The sequence below is a fragment of the Salmonella sp. WC3 genome, from assembly GCF_042932255.1.
In the GTDB taxonomy this organism is placed as follows: Bacteria; Pseudomonadota; Gammaproteobacteria; order Enterobacterales; family Enterobacteriaceae; genus Salmonella; species Salmonella enterica.
In genome coordinates this window covers 3,532,607-3,554,572 of sequence record NZ_CP170629.1, presented here as the reverse complement: position 1 = coordinate 3,554,572, position 21,966 = coordinate 3,532,607, and the positions used below count along the sequence as shown (strand labels likewise).

Here is a 21,966-nt window from a genome sequence, read left to right as displayed (position 1 = left end):
ATGAGAATTATTAATTTTTCCGGAATTACCCTTAATGAGGGAGCTTGATAAATATCAAGAGAACCAGCGCATAAAAACGTGAGAATGGGTTTTTATTTGACGAGTCGGATCATGAAAAATATAAAAAGCCAGGGAAATGGCGAACAGCCCGCTATTTCTCGCCGCCACTTTATCCAGGCCAGCTCCGCGCTTATTGCGTTACCGTTTGTCTCCTCGCCAGCTACCGCTCAGGCGCGCGCTGTGACGGCAACTGAAAACAGGCCTGCGGAAAAAGTCGTTCAGACATGCAGCACTTTTGACTGCGGGGGCAAATGCGATATTCGGGCGCATATTAGTGACGGTATCGTGACGCGAATTTCAACGCGACCGGATAATGCGCTGGATGCGCAAATGCCGATGATGCGTGCCTGTGTTCGTGGACGCGCATACCGTAAATTTGTTTATCATCCTGACAGACTTAAATATCCCATGAAGCGCGTAGGAAAATGCGGTGAAGGAAAATTCGAGCGAATTTCCTGGGATGAAGCGACAACCTTAATCGCCGATAATTTAAAATCGATTACTGAAAAATATGGCCCGGCTTCGCGCTATGTTCATGTTGGCACCGCCGTTTCCGGCGGCACCTTTTCCGGCGATAAAATGGCGCGTCGCCTGCTGAATCTGACCGGCGGCTATCTCGAAAGCTACCATTCTGTGAGTATGGGCAATACGGCGGCCGCGACGCCTTATACTTACGGCATTGCCGCCAGCGGCAGTTCGCTGGATACGCTTTTGGAGACCAAACTGGTGATTCTGTGGGGCCATAACCCGACGGAGACCATTTTTGGTCATACCAACTATTTCCTGCAGAAGATGAAGCAGAACGGTACGCGGTTTATTGTGGTCGATCCGCGCTATTCCGACACCGTTTCGTCGCTGGCGGATCAGTGGATCCCGCTGCTGCCCACCACCGACAATGCGCTGATGGACGCGATGATGTACGTCATCATCAGCGAGAATCTGCACGATCGCGCATTTATTGCGCGCTACGCTATCGGTTTTGACGAAGACTCAATGCCGGAAGGCGTACCGGCTAACGAATCGCTGGTGGCGTATCTGACCGGCGCCAAAGACGGTGTCGTTAAGTCCCCCGAGTGGGCGGAAAAGATCACCCATGTGCCGGCGCAAACCATACGCCAGTTAGCGCGTGATTACGCGAATACCAAACCCGCCGCGTTGATTCAGGGGTGGGGACCACAGCGCCACAACTGCGGCGAGCGCACCGCGCGCGGCTCGACTCTACTGGCGACCATTACCGGTAATGTCGGCATCAAAGGCGGTTGGGCTGCGGGTTACGGCGGCTGCGCTAACCGTAAATTTGCCGCGGGTCCGGAGATGCCGGATAACCCGGTAAAAGCCAAAATTTCGGTGATGAACTGGGTGCAGGCCGCAGACGACGCCAGCAAAGTGACGCCGGATATGGGGCTGAAAGATGCCGATAAGCTGGACAGTAACATCCGTATTCTGTTCTCGCTGGCCGGGAACTATCTGGCGAATCAGAACCCCGATCTGCACCAGGCGGTACGCGTACTGGAGGATGAATCAAAGATCCAGTTTATTGTCGCCAGCGATCTGTTTATGACGCCGAGCGCGAAATACGCTGATCTACTGCTGCCGGAAACCAGCTTTATGGAACGCTGGAACATCGGTGAAACCTGGGGCACGGCAAGCTACCTGATACTCTCTGAAAAACTGATCGAGCCTGAATTTGAGCGGCGCTCCGACTACGACTGGCTACGTGAGGTGGCGGCGAAATTAGGCATTGAGAATGAATTTAGCCAGGGGCGCGATGAGAAAGCGTGGATTGAACACATCTGGGAACAGACGCGCCTGGCGATGCCGGACGAAAATCTGCCGGATTTCGCCACGCTGCAAAAGACCCGTCAGCATCTGTTCAAAAGCGCGCCATTTATCGCCTTTGAAGACAATATTCGCGATCCGGAAAATCATCCGTTCCCGACGCCGTCAGGGAAAATAGAGATCTTCTCGAAGCGCCTGTACGACATGCAGCATCCGGAAATCCCGGCGTTATCGCACTACGTTCCCGCGCATGAAGGCCCGGAGGATGCGCTGGCGAAAGATTTTCCGCTCCAGTTAATTACGTGGAAAGGAAAAAACCGCGCCAACTCAACGCAATACGCTAACCCGTGGCTGATTGAAGTGCAGCAGCAGACATTGTGGATCAACCCGCAGGATGCGCAAACGCGCGGCATTGCGCATGGCGACATGGTGCGTATTCATAACTCACGCGGGATTTGCGAAATCCCGGCGGAAGTGACGCCGCGCATTATTCCTGGCGTTGTCGCGATGCAGGCCGGCGCCTGGTGGCAGCCGGATGAGAACGGTATTGATAAAGGCGGCTGTGCGAACGTCCTCAGCTCGGCCCGTATTACCGCGCTGGCGAAAGGAAATTCACATCAAACCATGCTGGTGGAGGTGGCTAAAGCATGAGTCAGTTTACACATTACCCGCCGGTGAGCGATAAACAACTGGGATTTTTCATCGACTCCTCACGCTGCTCCGGTTGTAAAGCCTGCCAGGTGGCCTGCAAAGACAAAAACAATCTGGAAGTAGGCCGTCGTTTCCGCCGCGTCTATGAAGTCAAGGGCGGAAGTTTCATCCCGACCGGGCAGGGCGGGGTCAGCAATAACGTATTTGCTTATACGCTTTCTATTTCCTGCAATCACTGTGCGGACCCTGTCTGCACCAAAAATTGCCCGACTACCGCTATGCATAAACGCCCGGGCGACGGCATCGTGCGCGTTGATACCGACAAATGCGTCGGCTGTGGCTATTGCGCCTGGTCCTGCCCTTATGGCGCGCCGCAGCTTAACGAGCAGAGCGGCCAAATGTCCAAGTGCGACATGTGCGTTGATTTACTGGCGAAAGGTGAACTGCCCGTCTGTGTTGCGACCTGTCCGCTGGAGGCCATCAAGTTTGGTCCGATTGATGAACTGCGCGCGAAGTACGGTAGCGTATGCGACGTTAACGGGCTGCCAGATTCATCCATAACCAAACCTAATCTGGTTGTCAAAGCGCATCAGGGCGCAGAAAAAGAGGGTAAACGCCATGCATGAGTTACCGCTGCTGATTTTTACGCTCTGTTTGCAAGGGTCCGTGGGCGTGACTCTGTGGCTGGCGTTGGGCCGCCAGTACGTCGTAGGGGGACGCGTGCCTGCACGCGGCGCGCTTCCCGCGATGGCGGGGGCGTTTGTACTGGCCTGCGTGGGGCTGCTTGCTTCAGCGCTGCACATGGGCTATCCCCTGAATGCGCTAAACGCGTTACGTCATGTCGCCAGTTCGTGGCTGAGTCGCGAAATCGTCTTTGCCAGCCTTTATCTGGCGGCGCTGGGACTGGGGGTTGTGCTGCTGTTTTTCCGAAAGCCAGGCTGGCAGCCGCTGCTGGCGCTGGCGGCAGCGTTCGGGCTGGTGGATGTATTCTGCATGGCCCAAGTTTATATCCATGCCTCGGTGGCGACCTGGCAGCATAGCAACACGCTGGCGCTGTTCTTTGGCACGTCAGGCATTATCGGCTCGGTAGTCATTGCGCTGGCTTATCTGCGCAACGCTGGCGCCGCAATGCGCTGCGCTGTGGTGGTGGTCGCACTGATGGTGCTGATTCGCCTGATCATGCAGCCGCTATGGCTGGCGGATATTAATGCGGTGGATACGACGGTCGTCACTTTCCCGCATCATCCGCTACAGGCGCTGGCGCAGTTGCGTGACGTCTATCTTCTCGGCTGGTGTGTCTCAGCGGCGGGAATGCTCTGCTTTGCCGCAGGCGGTCTGCGAAACGCCAGAGGGACGCTGGTGGCGGGCAGCGTATTGCTGCTTATCGGCGAGATTATGCTGCGCTACGTCTTCTTTAGTATTGGCTGATGGTTAACCTGACGATCGATCCGGCGGTAGACGTGACGCAGGCTTGCGTCCGTCGTCGCTTTCGTTTTTCTTCCTGCCGCGCTTGCGCCAATGTTTGTCCGGCGCAGGCGTTTTCGCTGGCGCAGGGGCAGGTCAGCATAGATACGACGCGCTGCATAGCCTGTGGCGACTGTCTGTTTGTCTGTCCTGTTGACGCCATTACCGGTATCAAACCGGTTAAACGCTTTGTGCAGGGGGATACGTTGGTGGGGCCGTTTTCGCTACAGGCGCCAACGGTCGATGAACTGCTTCTCTGGCACAGCCAGTACGGTATTCGCTTTATTGATATTGCGGTGGAGCGATCGGCGCAGTGGCTGATGGCGCTGGCGGGGCTAAATTTAGCGCTGCGCCGCTACGGCGAGCCGGGCTGGTCTTTCAAACACGTTGTCGGCGCGGAGATTAACGCCTCGCGGCGCACTCTGTTTCATGTTCCGCGCGACGCCATTACCCCGTGCGCCGTCGAGCCGGGGAAACGGAGTCTCAGACAGGCGTTTTCCGCGTTCAGCGAATGCGTACCCGAAATCAGTCCGCAAGAGTGCAGGATGTGCGGCGCCTGCTGGCGAAGCTGCCCGGAGAACGTTATCCAGTTTGACGACAATACCCTGACGATAGTGGCGGCGCGTTGTACGGGATGCGGCGGCTGTGCGGCGGTATGTCCGCATCAGGCGCTGCGGCTGCGGTTTGACGTGGAACCCGCCTCAACGCGGCATAGTGCGGCGTATACGCTCACCTGCGAAAGCTGCAAACGTACTTTTCATGCTCTCACGCCTGAACACACGCACTGCGTGCTGTGTCAGTCCCCTGAGTTTGCTGTGCGCCTTTAACTTTTGTTGCTAATGCTCATTTTATTTTAAAAAAATGTTACCTGCATCCATAGGCAATTGATGGGATGCTCTTTATAATCCGCGCCTGACATAACAACAGAACATATTTCAGAGGTAAACATGGCTATTGAACGGACTTTTTCCATCATTAAACCCAACGCGGTGGCAAAAAACGTTATTGGCAGCATCTTTGCGCGCTTTGAAGCTGCAGGGTTCAAAATTGTTGGCACTAAAATGCTGCACCTGACCGTTGAGCAGGCGCGCGGCTTCTATGCTGAGCACGACGGCAAGCCGTTCTTTGACGGTCTGGTGGAGTTCATGACCTCTGGCCCTATCGTGGTATCCGTGCTGGAAAGTGAAAATGCGGTACAGCGTCATCGCGATCTGCTTGGCGCCACCAATCCGGCGAACGCGTTGGCGGGTACGCTGCGCGCCGACTACGCTGATAGCTTAACTGAAAACGGCACCCACGGTTCGGATTCGCTGGAATCCGCGCAGCGCGAAATCGCCTTTTTCTTCGGTGAAGGCGAAGTGTGCCCGCGCACCCGTTAATCTCCTTCGTCTTTCACGCTGTAAATGCGTTGGCGATAAATTATCGGTTCAAATATTATTTTTGCTAATGCCGCGTGCAGACGTGGCATCCTTACGCCAGAATTTGTACAATGCAGCGCCCCCGGACGAGCAGTAAGCTTACCGGGGCGTTTCTTTTTTCAACCCTCCAGGGGCCATAACGTGTAATAACGAGGCCGGAATAGCATATGTCTGAACAAATTGTCACACCTGAAAGCAGTACCCCGGTAGTTCTTAACAACGAAACAAAAATCAACCTGCTGGATCTCAACCGTCAGCAGATGCGCGAGTTTTTTAAAAACTTAGGTGAAAAGCCTTTCCGCGCCGATCAGGTGATGAAATGGATGTATCACTATTGCTGCGATAATTTTGATGAGATGACCGACATCAACAAAGTGTTGCGCGGCAAATTAAAAGAGGTCGCGGAAATCCGCGCGCCGGAGGTCGTTGAAGAGCAGCGTTCCTCAGACGGCACCATTAAGTGGGCGATTGCTGTCGGCGATCAGCGCGTTGAAACGGTCTACATCCCGGAGGACGACCGCGCTACGCTGTGTGTCTCTTCACAGGTAGGGTGCGCGCTGGAGTGCAAGTTTTGTTCAACTGCGCAGCAGGGCTTTAACCGCAACCTGCGCGTATCGGAAATTATCGGTCAGGTCTGGCGTGCGGCGAAAATCGTCGGCGCGGCCAAAGTCACCGGCCAGCGTCCGATCACCAACGTGGTCATGATGGGGATGGGCGAGCCATTGCTTAACCTGACCAATGTCGTACCGGCGATGGAAATTATGCTCGATGACTTTGGTTTCGGCCTGTCCAAACGTCGTGTCACGCTCTCAACGTCCGGCGTAGTGCCTGCGCTGGATAAACTGGGCGATATGATAGATGTCGCGCTGGCTATCTCCTTACATGCGCCGAATGACACTATTCGCGACGAAATCGTCCCGATCAACAAAAAATACAATATCGAAACGTTCCTGGGCGCGGTTCGCCGCTATCTGGAGAAATCCAACGCCAATCAGGGGCGCGTGACGATTGAATACGTGATGCTTGACCACGTTAACGACGGCACTGAACACGCGCATCAACTGGCGGAGCTACTAAAAGAGACGCCTTGTAAGATTAATCTGATTCCGTGGAACCCGTTCCCTGGCGCGCCGTATGGCCGCAGCTCTAACAGCCGTATCGATCGCTTTTCTAAAGTTCTGATGAGTTATGGTTTCACGACCATCGTACGCAAGACGCGTGGCGATGACATTGATGCGGCATGCGGACAGTTGGCTGGCGATGTGATTGACCGTACCAAACGTACCCTGCGTAAGCGTATGCAGGGAGAGGTGATTGACATCAAGGCTATTTGATAGCAGTTGCGCCACGGGGCATTCATTATACCGTGGCGCAATGTCAGTTGAATAATGTCTGGCGTTGTACTTGTCTGGTCAATAATAACGGTGCGTTTTTGTCGACTTTAAGGCAGTATGTAATGGTGCAACAAGAGTTTAGCCTTGTGTCTTAGCGGTTTTGTCATCTGCGGCCTGACAGGCTTATACTGTCTGACTAAGGTTAACTAACCTGATGTTTCGCGGTGTGGGCGGGCATTACGGCTCGTCGGCGCCTGAATCCTAATTTACACGTACCTGTAGCTGTAGCGAATGAATACTGAAGCCACGCACGACCAAAATGAAGCACAAACCACCGGCGTTCGTCTGCGCAATGCCCGTGAACAACTCGGACTCAGCCAGCAGGCTGTCGCTGAGCGACTTTGCCTGAAGGTTTCTACGGTACGCGATATTGAAGAAGATAAGGCGCCGTCCGATCTTGCTTCAACCTTCCTGCGCGGATATATCCGCTCATATGCGCGTCTGGTGCATGTTCCAGAAGAGGAACTGCTGCCGGGGCTGGAAAAGCAGGCCCCGCTGCGCGCCGCTAAAGTCGCCCCGATGCAGAGTTTCTCATTAGGAAAGCGTCGTAAAAAACGCGACGGCTGGTTAATGTCTTTTACCTGGCTGGTACTGTTTGTGGTCGTAGGGCTGACCGGCGCCTGGTGGTGGCAGAACCATAAGGCGCAGCAGGAAGAGATCACGACAATGGCCGATCAAAGCACGGCTGAACTGAACGCAGATAAAGACAGCGGCCAAAGCGTACCGCTGGACACCGGTGCCGTGACAAGCCAGGATACGACGCCAGCGCAAACGGCTCCGGCGCCTGCGACGCCGGTTGATTCGACGGCGGCGACGCAAACGCAAACGCCAGCGCCAACGGCGGCGGCGACGCAAAATACGGTAGTCGCGCCTTCGCAGGCGAATGTCGATACGGCTGCGACATCTGCCGCGCCAGCGGCAACGGAGACGCCGTCCGCGCTGCCGACCAGTCAGGCTGGCGTAGCGGCGCCTGCTGCCGATCCGAACGCGCTGGTGATGAATTTTACCGCTGACTGTTGGCTCGAAGTCACTGACACCACGGGTAAGAAGCTGTTTAGCGGTATGCAGCGTAAAGATGGTAATTTAAACCTAACCGGTCAGGCGCCTTATAAACTTAAAATTGGCGCGCCGGCCGCGGTGCAGATCCAGTATCAAGGAAAACCTGTCGATCTGAGCCGCTTTATCAGAACTAATCAGGTTGCGCGTCTGACCCTTAATGCCGAACCGACACCGGCGCAGTAACAGACGGGTAACGCGGGAGGTTTTTCATGCATAACCAGGCTCCGATTCAACGTAGAAAATCGACACGTATTTACGTTGGGAATGTGCCGATTGGCGATGGCGCCCCCATCGCCGTCCAGTCGATGACTAACACGCGTACCACTGACGTGGAAGCGACGGTTAATCAGATCAAAGCGCTGGAGCGCGTTGGCGCAGATATTGTTCGTGTTTCTGTACCGACCATGGACGCCGCCGAAGCGTTCAAGCTTATCAAACAGCAGGTTAACGTCCCGCTGGTTGCCGATATTCACTTCGACTACCGCATTGCGCTGAAGGTGGCGGAATACGGCGTTGACTGCTTGCGTATCAACCCCGGCAATATCGGTAACGAAGAACGTATTCGTATGGTGGTGGACTGCGCGCGCGACAAAAACATCCCTATTCGTATCGGCGTAAATGCCGGATCGCTGGAAAAAGATCTGCAGGAAAAATACGGTGAGCCGACGCCGCAGGCGCTGCTGGAATCAGCCATGCGCCATGTCGATCATCTCGATCGTCTCAACTTTGATCAGTTCAAAGTGAGCGTAAAAGCGTCCGATGTATTCCTTGCCGTTGAGTCTTATCGTTTGTTGGCTAAACAGATCGATCAGCCGCTGCATCTGGGGATCACCGAAGCGGGCGGCGCGCGTAGCGGGGCGGTCAAGTCGGCGATCGGTTTAGGTCTGCTGTTATCGGAAGGTATCGGCGACACGCTGCGCGTATCGTTGGCGGCCGACCCGGTGGAAGAGATCAAAGCCGGTTTCGATATTCTGAAGTCGCTGCGCATTCGCGCGCGCGGCATCAATTTCATCGCTTGCCCGACCTGTTCTCGCCAGGAGTTCGACGTTATCGGCACGGTGAACGCGCTGGAGCAGCGTCTGGAAGATATCATCACCCCGATGGACGTCTCGATCATCGGTTGCGTGGTGAACGGACCGGGCGAAGCGCTGGTATCGACGCTGGGCGTGACGGGCGGCAATAAGAAAAGCGGCCTGTATGAAGACGGCGTGCGCAAGGACAGACTCGATAACGACGATATGATCGCGCAGCTTGAATCCCGTATTCGCGCGAAAGCAAGTCAACTTGATGAAGCGCGTCGGATTGACGTGCTGCAGGTTGAAAAATAAGAACGTGATGGGAAGCGGCGCGCTTCCCGTGTATGATTGAACCCGCATGGCTCCCGGTTCGTTCGGGGAAGCGCTGAGGGTTCATTTTTATATTCAGAAAGAGAATAAACGTGGCAAAAAACATTCAAGCCATTCGCGGCATGAACGATTATCTGCCTGGCGAAACCGCCATCTGGCAGCGCATTGAAGGCACACTCAAAAACGTGCTCGGCAGCTACGGTTACAGTGAAATCCGCTTGCCGATTGTAGAGCAGACCCCGTTATTCAAACGCGCGATCGGTGAAGTTACTGACGTGGTTGAAAAAGAGATGTACACCTTTGAGGATCGCAACGGCGATAGCCTGACATTGCGCCCTGAAGGTACGGCGGGCTGTGTACGCGCCGGCATCGAACATGGTCTCCTGTACAATCAGGAACAGCGTTTGTGGTATATCGGGCCGATGTTCCGTCATGAGCGTCCGCAAAAAGGTCGCTACCGTCAGTTCCATCAGCTAGGCGCCGAAGTCTTTGGCTTACAAGGCCCGGATATCGACGCGGAACTGATTATGCTGACCGCACGCTGGTGGCGCGCGCTGGGCATCGCTGAACACGTTAGCCTGGAGCTGAACTCTATTGGTTCCTTAGAGGCGCGTGCGAACTATCGCGATGCGCTGGTCGCGTTCCTCGAACAGCATCAAGAGACGCTGGACGAAGACTGCAAACGCCGTATGTATACCAATCCGCTGCGCGTGCTGGATTCAAAAAATCCGGACGTGCAGGCGCTGCTCAACGACGCGCCCGCTCTCGGCGACTATCTCGATGACGATTCACGCGAGCACTTTGCCGGCCTGTGTAAATTGTTGGACGCGGCGGGGATTGCCTACACCGTCAACCAGCGTCTGGTACGCGGTCTGGATTACTACAACCGCACCGTATTTGAATGGGTAACAAACAGTCTGGGGTCACAAGGCACTGTCTGTGCGGGTGGTCGTTATGACGGTCTGGTGGAACAACTGGGCGGTCGCGCTACCCCGGCAGTGGGCTTTGCGATGGGCCTGGAACGACTTGTTTTGTTAGTTCAGGCAGTTAATCCGGAATTTATTGCCTCTCCTGTTGTCGATATATACCTGGTAGCTGCCGGCGCACAAACGCAGTCTGCGGCAATGACGCTGGCGGAGCGGCTGCGCGATGAAATGCCAGGCGTGAAGCTAATGACAAACCACGGCGGCGGCAACTTTAAGAAACAGTTTGCCCGCGCCGATAAGTGGGGCGCCCGTATTGCACTGGTTCTTGGCGAATCTGAAGTCGCTGATGGGACTGTTGTAGTGAAGGATTTGCGCTCCGGTGAGCAAACGGCAGTGGCGCAGGACAGCGTTGCCGCGCATTTGCGCACTTTATTGGGCTAAGGAGAAGGACAGCGTGGAAATTTACGAGAACGAACACGACCAGGTGGATGCGATTAAACGCTTCTTTGCCGAAAACGGCAAAGCGCTGGCTGTCGGAGTGATTTTAGGGGTTGGCGCGCTGGTTGGCTGGCGTTACTGGAGCAGCCATCAGACGGAGTCCGCGCGTGCTGCTTCTCTGGCGTATCAAAATGCGGTGACGGCGGTAAGCGCCGATAAGCCGGATAGCATTCCCGCCGCTGAAAAATTCGCGGCTGAGAATAAAAACACCTATGGTGCGCTGGCGTCTATGGAACTGGCGCAGCAGTTTGTGGATAAGAATGAACTTAAAAAAGCCGAAGCCCAGTTGCAGCAGGGGTTGGCGGCCACCAGCGATGAAAATCTCAAAGCGGTGATTAATCTGCGTCTCGCTCGCGTTCAGTTGCAGCTTAAGCAAGCCGACGCCGCGCTGAAAACTCTGGATGCCGTTAAAGGCGAAGGATGGACAGCCATTGTCGCTGATTTGCGCGGCGAAGCGTTGCTGAGTAAGGGTGATAAAAAAGGCGCGCGCAGCGCATGGGAAGCGGGCGTCAATAGCGATGCTTCTCCGGCGTTGAGCGAAATGATGCAGATGAAAATCAATAATTTGTCCATCTGAGAGGGACCCGATGCAATTGCGTAAATTACTTCTGCCAGGGTTGCTTTCCGTTACCCTGCTCAGCGGCTGTTCACTGTTTAGCGGCGAAGAAGATGTCGTCAAGATGTCTCCATTACCGCAGGTTGAAAACCAGTTTACCCCGACCACTGTCTGGAGCACCTCTGTCGGTAACGGAATTGGCGAATTTTATTCTAACCTTCATCCGGTAATGGCAGATAACGTGGTCTATGCAGCCGATCGCGCGGGCGTGGTAAAAGCGCTCAATGCGGATGATGGCAAAGAGATCTGGTCTGTGAATCTGGGCGAGAAAGACGGCTGGTTCTCTCGTTCGTCCGCGCTGTTGTCCGGCGGCGTCACTGTTGCGGGCGGTCACGTCTATATCGGCAGTGAAAAGGCCGAGGTTTATGCGCTGAATACCAGCGACGGCACTACAGCATGGCAGACGAAGGTCGCAGGCGAAGCGTTGTCTCGTCCGGTTGTCAGTGATGGAATCGTCCTTATCCATACCAGCAACGGTCAGTTGCAGGCGCTAAATCAGGCGGATGGCGCCATTAAATGGACGGTGAACCTGGATATGCCTTCGCTGTCGCTGCGCGGGGAATCTGCGCCGGCAACCGCGTTCGGCGCGGCTATCGTTGGTGGCGACAATGGCCGCGTCAGCGCCGTGTTGATGCAACAAGGCCAGATGATTTGGCAACAGCGTATCTCCCAGGCCACTGGCCCAACGGAAATTGACCGTCTGAGCGACGTTGATACCACGCCGGTTGTGGTAAACGGCGTCGTTTACGCGTTGGCGTATAATGGTAACTTAACGGCGCTGGATCTGCGCAGCGGTCAGATTATGTGGAAACGCGAGCTGGGTTCGGTCAATGACTTTATCGTCGACGGCGACCGTATCTACCTGGTCGATCAGAACGATCGCGTGCTGGCGCTGACCACTGACGGCGGCGTAACGCTGTGGACGCAAAGCGATCTGCTGCACCGTTTGCTGACCTCCCCGGTGCTGTATAATGGTGATTTAGTCGTCGGCGATAGCGAAGGTTATCTGCACTGGATTAATGTTGATGACGGGCGTTTTGTGGCCCAACAAAAAGTAGACAGTTCCGGTTTCCTGACCGAACCGACGGTGGCGGATGGTAAACTGCTCATCCAGGCCAAAGACGGTACGGTCTACGCGATTACGCGTTAATCGTCACGGTTGTGCGTTTTAAAAAACGGCTCTTGGTGTAGGGGCCGTTTTCCTGTTTTTAACAATGGCGCAAAATGCGCGCGTTGTCTGATGATTTTTTTAATGAGGCTTTAAACATGGTACCTGTGGTCGCGCTTGTCGGGCGCCCTAACGTCGGAAAATCCACGCTATTTAACCGTCTGACCCGCACCCGAGATGCGCTGGTTGCGGATTTCCCGGGTCTGACTCGTGACCGTAAGTACGGTCGTGCGGAGGTTGAAGGCCGCGAGTTTATCTGTATCGACACCGGCGGTATTGACGGCACCGAAGACGGCGTCGAAACGCGGATGGCGGAACAGTCGCTGCTGGCGATTGAAGAAGCGGATGTGGTGTTATTCATGGTTGATGCGCGCGCTGGCCTGATGCCGGCGGATGAAGCGATTGCCAAACATCTACGTTCCCGTGAAAAACCGACCTTCCTGGTGGCGAATAAAACGGATGGTCTCGATCCCGAGCAGGCGGTTGTCGATTTTTACTCGCTGGGATTAGGCGAAATTTACCCTATCGCCGCCTCACATGGTCGCGGCGTATTGAGCCTACTGGAACATGTGCTTCTGCCGTGGATGGATGATGTCGCGCCGCAGGAAGAGGTGGATGAAGACGCGGAATACTGGGCGCAGTTCGAGGCGGAACAAAATGGTGAAGAAGCGCCGGAAGATGATTTTGACCCGCAAAGCCTGCCGATAAAGCTGGCGATTGTTGGTCGCCCGAACGTAGGTAAGTCCACACTCACTAACCGTATTCTCGGTGAAGAGCGCGTGGTGGTATACGACATGCCGGGCACCACTCGCGACAGCATTTATATCCCGATGGAACGCGACGAACGGGAATATGTGCTGATTGACACGGCGGGGGTGCGTAAGCGCGGAAAAATCACCGATGCGGTAGAAAAGTTCTCGGTGATTAAAACGTTGCAGGCGATTGAAGACGCTAACGTCGTACTGTTGGTTATCGATGCGCGCGAGGGGATCTCCGACCAGGATTTGTCTCTGCTGGGCTTTATCCTCAATAGTGGGCGCTCACTCGTTATCGTAGTCAACAAATGGGATGGCCTGAGCCAGGAAGTCAAAGAGCAGGTGAAAGAGACGCTGGATTTCCGTCTGGGCTTTATTGATTTTGCCCGCGTCCATTTTATCTCTGCGCTACACGGCAGCGGCGTCGGCAACCTGTTTGAGTCCGTACGCGAGGCTTACGACAGTTCCACTCGCCGGGTGAGCACTGCGATGCTGACCCGTATCATGACGATGGCGGTGGAAGATCATCAGCCGCCGCTGGTGCGTGGTCGCCGTGTAAAACTGAAATATGCCCACGCTGGCGGCTATAACCCGCCGATTGTGGTGATTCACGGCAACCAGGTAAAAGATCTGCCAGACTCCTATAAGCGCTATCTGATGAACTACTTCCGCAAGTCGTTGGAAGTGATGGGGACGCCGATTCGCATTCAGTTTAAAGAAGGGGAGAACCCGTATGCGAACAAGCGTAACACACTGACGCCAACGCAAATGCGCAAACGTAAGCGTCTGATGAAACATATCAAGAAAAGCAAGTAATGCTTTTTCAGTAATATTCCAGGCCTGACAAGCGCTGCGCTATCAGGCCTTTCAAGTAAAAGTAAGTCACGCGCCTGAGGAGAATGTTATGGAAATAACCTGCCCCGTTTGCCATCACGCGCTGGAGCGCAATGGCGATACAGCGCATTGCGAGACATGCGCTAAAGATTTCTCGTTACAGGCAATGTGTCCTGACTGCCGCCAGCCGTTACAGGTTTTGAAAGCCTGCGGCGCAGTGGACTATTTTTGCCAGAACGGTCATGGTTTAATTTCAAAAAAACGGGTTAACTTCGTCATTTCCGATCAATAAAACCGCTGTCGACGTTGCGCCGCAGAGCAGAGGCGCCGACGTCTTATCCGGCTAAGGGCAAAAGCGTTATTCGATACTCCCGTAATATCAGCATAGTATCCTGCCCGGCGGTTATTTTATTCTTTTTATTGATTCAACTATTTATAGGGAATATTATTCCCGAAAATTAATATTAGAAATAAATAACAGCTTTCTTTTTATTTATTATATCAATATTATAAATCTGTTTTATATTAAACTTTTCTTTTTAGGAATATATTTAGGCCTGTTAGTTATGATTCCATCTGAATCATCCATATAATATCTTTTCATAGAGGCGTGTTTATTTAACGACAGGGATATCATATGGTGCGAAGGATTCGCATTCTGGTTTTGCTATTAGTGTCTGGAGTCTCAGTTGCGGCTTCTGGCGCAGATAACTCTGCATCTGCAAATGATGAAAGCCACTCCTCCCTGCCTGATTTAGCCAGCGAATCCGCGAAAAAAGAAGAACAGGAAAATAAAGGAAAGTCCTTTAAAGAACAGGGCGCTGACTACTTTATTAATTCCGCCACCCAGGGCTTTGATAATCTCACCCCGGAAGCGCTGGAATCCCAGGCGCGTAGCTATTTGCAAAACCAAATCACTTCCTCAGCACAGTCATATCTTGAAGGTGTAATGTCACCTTATGGCAAGATCCGTACCAGCCTGTCCGTGGGCGAAGGCGGCGATCTGGACGGCAGTTCGCTGGATTATTTTATTCCCTGGTATGACAACCAGAGCACGCTTTTCTTTAGCCAGATTTCGGCTCAGCGTAAGGAAGACCGCACCATTGGTAACTTTGGGCTTGGCGTTCGCCAGAACGTCGGCAACTGGCTGCTTGGCGGCAACGCATTCTATGACTACGATTTTACGCGCGGTCACCGTCGATTAGGTCTGGGAACCGAAGCCTGGACGGATTATCTGAAATTCTCCGGCAACTATTACCATCCTCTTTCTGACTGGAAAGACTCCGAAGATTTCGACTTTTATGAAGAACGACCCGCGCGCGGCTGGGATTTCCGCATGGAAAGCTGGCTGCCGTTTTATCCGCAGCTTGGCGCTAAATTAGTTTACGAACAGTACTACGGCGATGAAGTAGCGCTGTTTGGCACCGATAATCTGCAAAAAGATCCTCATGCCGTCACTTTGGGGCTGGAATATACGCCGGTACCGCTGGTCACGGTTGGTACGGATTACAAAGCCGGTACTGGCGATAGTAACGACTTTAGCGTTAACGCGACCGTGAACTACCAGATAGGCACGCCGCTGGCGGCGCAGCTCGATCCGGAAAACGTTAAAATTCAGCACTCCTTAATGGGCAGCCGCACCGATTTTGTCGATCGTAACAATTTCATCATTCTCGAATATCGCGAGAAAGATCCGCTGGATGTCACGTTGTGGCTGAAGGCTGACGCCACCAATGAACACCCGGAATGCGTGATTGAAGATACGCCTGAGGCCGCTGTTGGTCTGGAAAAGTGCAAATGGATTGTCAACGCGCTGATTAACCACCATTACAAAATTATTTCTGCCTCCTGGCAGGCGAAAAACAACGCCGCCCGTACGCTGGTGATGCCGGTGGTAAAAGCTAATGCGTTAACCGAAGGCAACAATAACAGCTGGAATCTGGTGCTTCCTGCCTGGGTTAATGCCGATACCGAAGAGCAGCGCACCGCCCTGAACACCTGGAAAGTACGCATGACGCTGGAAGATGAAAAGGGCAATAAGCAGAACTCCGGCGTGGTGGAAATCACCGTCCAGCAGGATCGCAAAATTGAGCTGATCGTCGACAACATTGCCGATACCGATCGCAGCGATCACAGCCATGAAGCCAGCGCGCTGGCCGATGGCGAAGACGGCGTGGTGATGGATCTGCTGATCACCGATTCCTTTGGCGACTCCACGGATCGCAATGGTAACGAACTGGTGGACGATGCCATGACGCCCGTGTTGTACGACAGCAATGATAAAAAAGTCACCCTGGCCCAGACGCCCTGCACCACGGAAACCCCCTGCGTGTTTATTGCCAGTCGTGACAAAGAAGCGGGGACGGTGACGCTTTCCAGCACCCTGCCAGGCACTTTCCGCTGGAAGGCGAAAGCAGACGCCTATGGCGACAGTAACTACGTTGATGTCACTTTTATCGGCGACAACCTGAGCGCGCTGAATGCGGTGATTTATCAGGTCAAAGCCGCCAACCCTGTCAACCTTATCGGCAAAGAAGATAAGCACCCTACGGTCAATAATGCTTACCGTTTCCTGCTGTGGCGCGACAAAAATAAAGACGGCATATTCCAGATGTCCGAGCAGCTCACGGAAGAAGAGATGGCGCTGTACGACTACCAGTGGGAGTTTACCGGGCAGAGTACAAACGGACATACCGGCGCGCTGGCCAACACCATGAATGAAGATCTTGTCCTGCCAGTAACCAATAAAGAGGCGGCGCAGAAGTTTGCCGCCAATGTGGAAGATGGCGTTCAGGGTTACGGCATACGCGTTACGTATAGTCAGAAATAGCGTCAGCGTTGTGGCTGACCAGCCAGCCGCTGAATTTTGAGAAAAAGGAGAGTCTGAATGCAAGCAACAGTAAAACGGCGGCTGACGAAGGTCGCTTTAGCATTAGTAGTTGCCGGGTATTGCGCCGCGCCAGCGGTGGCGGCAAACGGTAATCTGAAATCGGGGCAGTGGCAGATTGTCTCTGAACAGACGGGCACCATTCAGGGTACGGTGCCGTGGATTACCCGTGCGGCGGATAAAACTGCGGATACCGACAAAGATCACGTAACGGTAACTATCGATCGCGGCGATCGTAAAATTGTGACCGAAGGCGATAAGCAGTTCCACGTTGGCGATAAGGTCACGGTGAACTGGGCGATTGGCGATACGGAAGGCGACCTGGACACCGACAACACGGCAACTAAAGCCACCGTGAAATGGGTGAGCTTTAGCGATCAGAATGGCAGCGACCCCAAAGATCTTGGTACTGGTGACAGTTATGAAATCCAGGCCGCTGATGCGGATCGTTATATCGGTATCAAAATCACGCCAACCACTACCACCGGTGACCCTGCCGTGGCAACCGAACTGCTGTTGAAAGACTTGTCGACCGATGCGGGCGGTGGTGCGGATGGCGACGACATTCCGGAAGGTCCGGTGGTGGATGAAAACGTCCATGTGGTTATCTATGAGTCTGGCTCAGCCACCAACCTGCTGGGTACCTCTACTCCGCTCAAAACCGACACTACCTATAAAGTGCTGCTGTGGAGCGATAAGAACAGCAACGGCACCTATGATACTGGTGAAGACGTTACCAGCCAGTATGACTACCGCTGGAAATTCGTCGGCACCAGTAAAATTGCAGGTACCGGTACCGGCGGTATCGTCAACGAAAGCTGGAACGATAAAGACCTTGTCATCCCTGTCACCAACGCCGAAGCGAAAACGGCGTTCGAGGGAGCAGACGGCGGCGTTACCGTGGGTAGCGACGGTGTCCAGGGCTTTGGTCTGTCCATCGACTACAAACGCAAATAAGTTGTCCTCAACATACCACTCCCCGCGGGGAGTGGTATTTTCCGCGCACTTTGCTTAGCCGCGCGCTAAGCAAAGTGGGTTGAATTACGACAGAGAATGAAAACGGGTGGCTATCGCTCATGGACAGGAATCGGCAAGTGAATAAAGTTGTACATTTCTTACTGACATTACTGATCATGTTTGCAGTGTCGATCGCACCTGCGCAGGCGCTATTGAAGGGCGGAACTTGGCAAGAGCTGAACTCAGTCACCGGTGCGGTTAACGGCACCGCGCCGCTGGCCGACGGCGCTATTATCCCCCTTTACCAGGGAAGTACGCTGCTTGACCCGAGCAAAACCCACGATATTGAATTCAGCGCCATGCCGCGCGATTTTAGCGCGGATGCTACCTCAACCTCGATGCGGGCGGTCAATTCCACCGATACCGAAGGCGATCTCTTTAGCGATCCGCCCACCATCGCCTGGGAAAACCGCCAGCCGCCCGCCATGGGTCTGGTATGGGCCGATGCCGCCACGCCCGATACGCCGCTCTCGCCGCAGCCGGTTCCGAACCTGACCTTTTGCGCCCAAAACCTCGCCGGGCGACAGCTGGTGGCCTGGGCGCAGGTGGAAGATGAAACCAACGTTCCCGCGCTGTGGCTCTTTACGAATACCGGGGTGCCGAATTATGCGACCATTCCGCTGTTAAGCCCGAAAGTGGCGCTCAACATTAAACCGGCCACCGACACGCCGGTTACAGTCAGCGGCGATCACGTTGATTCGGCCTTTGAGGCATCAAAAGTGAAGGTGGGGGAAAGCATCACCCTCACCATCGCCACCAAAGCGTGCGACGGCACGCCCGAAGGCAACGCGCCGTTTGTCATCCGCCGTAAAGATGCGGAAAACCGCTAGGGTGTGGTCAATAACGCCAACCCGGTTCGCGTTGGCGATACCGAGCTCACGACCACCCAAACGGAATATCGCGGCGTCACTGACGCCAACGGCAACGCCACGGTGGTGGTCACCCAGAAGGAAGGCCCCGGCGTCAAAACGCCGCTGGTTGTCAGCTCGGTCAACTTTCCGGCGCTTACGGCTGAAACCGCCGTCATTTTCACCACCATCACCAGCCCGGATACGCCAGCGGCCAAAATGTGGGGCCATATGGCCGACACGATTACCGTGGGCGACTGGACTTTTGAGCGGCCCAAACTGGCGGGTGAAGTGAGCAACCCGCTGCGTACCCAGGACGAGAGCAATGAGACCTGGGCGCGCGTGGCCCATAGCGACGCGGTGGGCAACCCGGATGCGGGCGGCTGCGCGGCGAACCTCCTGCCGCGCATCGACCAGCTTGAGGCGCTGTATAACGCCAACAGCGGCGGCAAGATTCACAGCATTCAGGGCTGGCCGACCTATCTTAACTACTGGTCGTCCACCTACCAGAGCGCCACCACCTGGAAACTGATCGCGCTGACGAACGGCAGTGAATTTGCCAACAGCAACGTCTCGATTTACGCCAGCTGCCTGGCCAGCGATAACCCGGTGGCGGCGTCCATCACCATTGAACCAGTCAATCCGTCGCAGTGGTACGACGGCAGCGACGTCCACGCGGTCAAAGTGAAAAAGGGCGAGACGATGCAGCTCAAGGTGACGGTGAAGGACGCCAGCGGTAACCCGATCCCGGAAGCGCCGTTTGTGCTCACCCGCGGCGACGGTTACGATCGCCGGGGCGAAAAGTATACCGCTCAGGACGGTGACGATCTGCAAGGCATCGTGACGCCCGTGGTGATCGACGGCGAATCGCTGGCATGGACCACCACCAAAATGGGGTCGCAGACCGGCACTGACGGCACCCGTATCATCAGCGTCACCCGCCCGGACACCCACGGCACCCGCACCGCGATTAACGCGACGCTGTATGAAAATGCCGCCGTGAGTGCCAGCATCGACACTATCTTTACCGTCGTCACCAGCCCGGATGTCAGCGTCGCCCGCATGTGGGGGCATATGGCGCCATCGCTGACGGCGGCGGATGGCGCGGTGTACCAGCGCCCGCTGCTGTACGCTGAGCTGTCCAGTACGGACAATACTGCGTCTAAGCAAGAAACCAACGAAACCTGGGCGGTTTTTCATGGGCCAGCCAGTGAAGGGGCCAATCCGGCCCGTTGCGCGGCGGGCTATTACCCTGCCGTTGAGGCGCTGGATTCGCTCTACAGCAAATACCCGAGCCGAACGATAAATACCGCCCAGGGCTGGCCGGTCTACTATTCTTACTGGAGCGGATCGAACTCGACGTCATTTTCCAGCGGGGCAAAACTTGACTTCTATTACGCAGTCGATCTGGCTGATGGTTCGCGTCGGTCAGAAAACAGCGCGACCAGCACTGCTTGGCAGTATCAAATTTGCGCCACGACGCCGCTGCCGCAGGCCACGCAGATTACCCTCACCTCCCCGCAGGCGATGGATGACGCTATTCAGGCGGTAAAGGCGAAAAACAGCGAGTCGATCCCGCTACTCATCACCACTACCGATGCGATGGGCAACCCGGTGCCTTATGCGACTTTTTCGCTTAAACGCGATGCCGGGAAGGCGCGCAACACCGACTATAATAAATTTAACACCACCAACGCCACCAACATGACGGTGACGCCGCTCACCGGTGCGCAGCAACAGTTTTACTATGCCACATCGGTTCTGACCGGCGCCACCGGCGCGGATGGTACGCTGGCCCTGACGCTTGCCGAACCCGGCGGCATAGGGTTGAAAAACCAGCTGACCGCGAATCTGAACGATACGCCGACGGCGACCTCATCGCTGCCGGTGGTGTTCACCGTCCTCACCAGCCCGGACAGCGATAAGGCCAACATGTACGGCCATATGCCGGAGACCTTCACCGCCAGCAACGGTGCGGAGTTTAAGCGCCCGCTGGTGGCAGGCGAGCCCTCATCGGAGGCGCACACGGATACCTATTTCGAAACCAATGAAAACTGGATCATGGTGAATAGTTTTAATACCGGCAATTACGGCGGGTGTCCGATGAACCAGATGGCTGCGATAGATGATTTCACTGCGCTGTACAACGATCACCCAAGCGGCAAGGTGGCGACCGATATTGGATTGCCCGTCGGGAAGCGGTGGTGGGCGGGGGATAGCCTGCTGAAAGGCTCAACCCTTTACTGGCAGTATAAAGATCTCAAGACGGGGAAAAACTACAGCATGTCGGAAAACCCGGGTAACTACTACTTACAACTCTGCCTGACAACATCGCGCAGCGGGCTGAATATCGCGCTCTCTTCCGACGCATGGAACGCCGATAAATCGGCGGCCGTGGCGAAAAAAGGCGAAACGATACCGATGACGGTAACGGTGACTAACGACGCCGGGCAGCCGCAGGCCGGGGTGGCCGTACTGTTGACGCGTGATTACGCTTATTCGCGCGGTGCGGTGGATAAGCAATACATTGAACCAGGCGTGATTGGCGAGCCGGTTCCGTTTACAACTTCGCCGGCGAATATGATGCTGACGCCGGTTGCACCTGCGGGTACGGCAGTGGCGTTTAATAACCAGAATGGCCTCAGCACAAAATGGTCTGGCTTCACCGGCGATGACGGTAAGTTGCGGTTTACGTTAACTCAGGATAAATCGCTGGGGTTAAAAACGTCTGTCACGGCGGCGCTTGCGAATCAATTTGATGAGGCGGCGAGCGTGGATGCAATCTTTACGGTACAAACCAGCCCGGACACGCCGTATGCGTCATACTGGGGTCATATGCCGGATACCGTGCAGGTGAACGGCGTTACGCTGCGCCGCCCGTACCTGAAAGCCGAGCTCTCTGCCGCGCCCCGGGATACCTGGCCGTTTAATAATGAATTCTGGGGGACGAACTATTATTATCAGTCCGAACACGTGGAAACATCGCTGACACATATTTGCGGATCGCAGGAAAATATGGCCTCGTTGGACGATCTGAAAGCGTTGCAGAGTGTTATCGGCACGTTGCAATGGCCGACGACATCGTCCTGGGATTATGTGTCGCAAGATGAAGGTCAAAGCAATAAGTACTACTGTTCATTTAACGAAACGACCGGCCAGACAACCTGTACTCGTGAAAAAGCGACGACCTCGGGCTTAGGCTCGTGCCGGGTGCCGTAGTGAATGGGGAATGGGGCCGGGAGCTCG

General features: G+C 54.9%; 15 protein-coding genes and 1 pseudogene. All 16 read left to right on the top strand.

The window, feature by feature from the left end; translation table 11 throughout:
* The first annotated feature begins 111 nt into the window (after window positions 1-111).
* The 16 genes and pseudogenes from ACFK9X_RS17370 to ACFK9X_RS17295 all read left to right on the top strand — a co-directional run bounded on the left by ACFK9X_RS17370 (window position 112) and on the right by ACFK9X_RS17295 (window position 21,939).
* A complete protein-coding gene (locus ACFK9X_RS17370; RefSeq protein WP_318527139.1) occupies window positions 112-2,490 on the top strand; it encodes a DMSO/selenate family reductase complex A subunit in 2,379 nt (792 codons plus the stop codon).
* Window positions 2,487-3,116 (top strand): DMSO/selenate family reductase complex B subunit, encoded by a 630-nt coding sequence (locus ACFK9X_RS17365; RefSeq protein ID WP_023200121.1) that lies wholly within the window; start codon window positions 2,487-2,489, stop codon window positions 3,114-3,116. Before ACFK9X_RS17370 ends, ACFK9X_RS17365 begins: the two co-directional genes overlap by 4 nt.
* A complete protein-coding gene (locus ACFK9X_RS17360; RefSeq protein WP_151117146.1) occupies window positions 3,109-3,918 on the top strand; it encodes a dimethyl sulfoxide reductase anchor subunit family protein in 810 nt (269 codons plus the stop codon). Before ACFK9X_RS17365 ends, ACFK9X_RS17360 begins: the two co-directional genes overlap by 8 nt.
* On the top strand, window positions 3,918-4,781 hold the full coding sequence (locus ACFK9X_RS17355; protein ID WP_151117144.1) for a 4Fe-4S binding protein: 864 nt from the start codon (window positions 3,918-3,920) through the stop codon (window positions 4,779-4,781). Before ACFK9X_RS17360 ends, ACFK9X_RS17355 begins: the two co-directional genes overlap by 1 nt.
* 120 nt (window positions 4,782-4,901) lie before the next feature.
* Window positions 4,902-5,333: a nucleoside-diphosphate kinase gene (gene ndk / locus ACFK9X_RS17350; protein WP_000963846.1), complete on the top strand. Its 432-nt coding sequence runs from the start codon at window positions 4,902-4,904 to the stop codon at window positions 5,331-5,333.
* A gap of 206 nt (window positions 5,334-5,539) precedes the next feature.
* Window positions 5,540-6,706 carry a bifunctional tRNA (adenosine(37)-C2)-methyltransferase TrmG/ribosomal RNA large subunit methyltransferase RlmN gene (locus ACFK9X_RS17345; protein ID WP_000003206.1) on the top strand — a complete coding sequence of 389 codons (1,167 nt, stop codon included), beginning with the start codon at window positions 5,540-5,542 and terminating at the stop codon, window positions 6,704-6,706.
* A 291-nt stretch (window positions 6,707-6,997) separates the two neighbouring features.
* Window positions 6,998-8,008, top strand: coding sequence for a cytoskeleton protein RodZ (gene rodZ, locus ACFK9X_RS17340; protein ID WP_151117142.1), 1,011 nt, complete (start codon window positions 6,998-7,000; stop codon window positions 8,006-8,008).
* 26 nt (window positions 8,009-8,034) lie between these two features.
* The gene (gene ispG / locus ACFK9X_RS17335) at window positions 8,035-9,153 is read left to right on the top strand and encodes a flavodoxin-dependent (E)-4-hydroxy-3-methylbut-2-enyl-diphosphate synthase (RefSeq protein WP_151117140.1); all 1,119 of its coding nucleotides are present in this window, start codon (window positions 8,035-8,037) and stop codon (window positions 9,151-9,153) included.
* 110 nt (window positions 9,154-9,263) lie between these two features.
* A complete protein-coding gene (hisS, locus tag ACFK9X_RS17330) occupies window positions 9,264-10,538 on the top strand; it encodes a histidine--tRNA ligase (protein WP_001107141.1) in 1,275 nt (424 codons plus the stop codon).
* A gap of 13 nt (window positions 10,539-10,551) precedes the next feature.
* Window positions 10,552-11,172: a YfgM family protein gene (locus ACFK9X_RS17325; protein ID WP_000409190.1), complete on the top strand. Its 621-nt coding sequence runs from the start codon at window positions 10,552-10,554 to the stop codon at window positions 11,170-11,172.
* A 10-nt stretch (window positions 11,173-11,182) separates the two neighbouring features.
* Window positions 11,183-12,361, top strand: coding sequence for an outer membrane protein assembly factor BamB (bamB, locus tag ACFK9X_RS17320; RefSeq protein WP_001177072.1), 1,179 nt, complete (start codon window positions 11,183-11,185; stop codon window positions 12,359-12,361).
* A 116-nt stretch (window positions 12,362-12,477) separates the two neighbouring features.
* On the top strand, window positions 12,478-13,950 hold the full coding sequence (gene der / locus ACFK9X_RS17315) for a ribosome biogenesis GTPase Der (protein WP_151117138.1): 1,473 nt from the start codon (window positions 12,478-12,480) through the stop codon (window positions 13,948-13,950).
* A gap of 88 nt (window positions 13,951-14,038) precedes the next feature.
* The gene (locus tag ACFK9X_RS17310) at window positions 14,039-14,260 is read left to right on the top strand and encodes a zinc ribbon domain-containing protein (protein WP_000406469.1); all 222 of its coding nucleotides are present in this window, start codon (window positions 14,039-14,041) and stop codon (window positions 14,258-14,260) included.
* Between the two features lie 345 nt (window positions 14,261-14,605).
* A complete protein-coding gene (gene sinH / locus ACFK9X_RS17305; protein ID WP_151117136.1) occupies window positions 14,606-16,798 on the top strand; it encodes an intimin-like inverse autotransporter SinH in 2,193 nt (730 codons plus the stop codon).
* 57 nt (window positions 16,799-16,855) lie between these two features.
* Window positions 16,856-17,812 carry a SinI family autotransporter-associated protein gene (locus ACFK9X_RS17300; protein ID WP_151117134.1) on the top strand — a complete coding sequence of 319 codons (957 nt, stop codon included), beginning with the start codon at window positions 16,856-16,858 and terminating at the stop codon, window positions 17,810-17,812.
* A 137-nt stretch (window positions 17,813-17,949) separates the two neighbouring features.
* Window positions 17,950-21,939 (top strand): annotated as a pseudogene (locus ACFK9X_RS17295) (adhesion domain-containing protein).
* The last annotated feature ends 27 nt before the right edge of the window (window positions 21,940-21,966 follow it).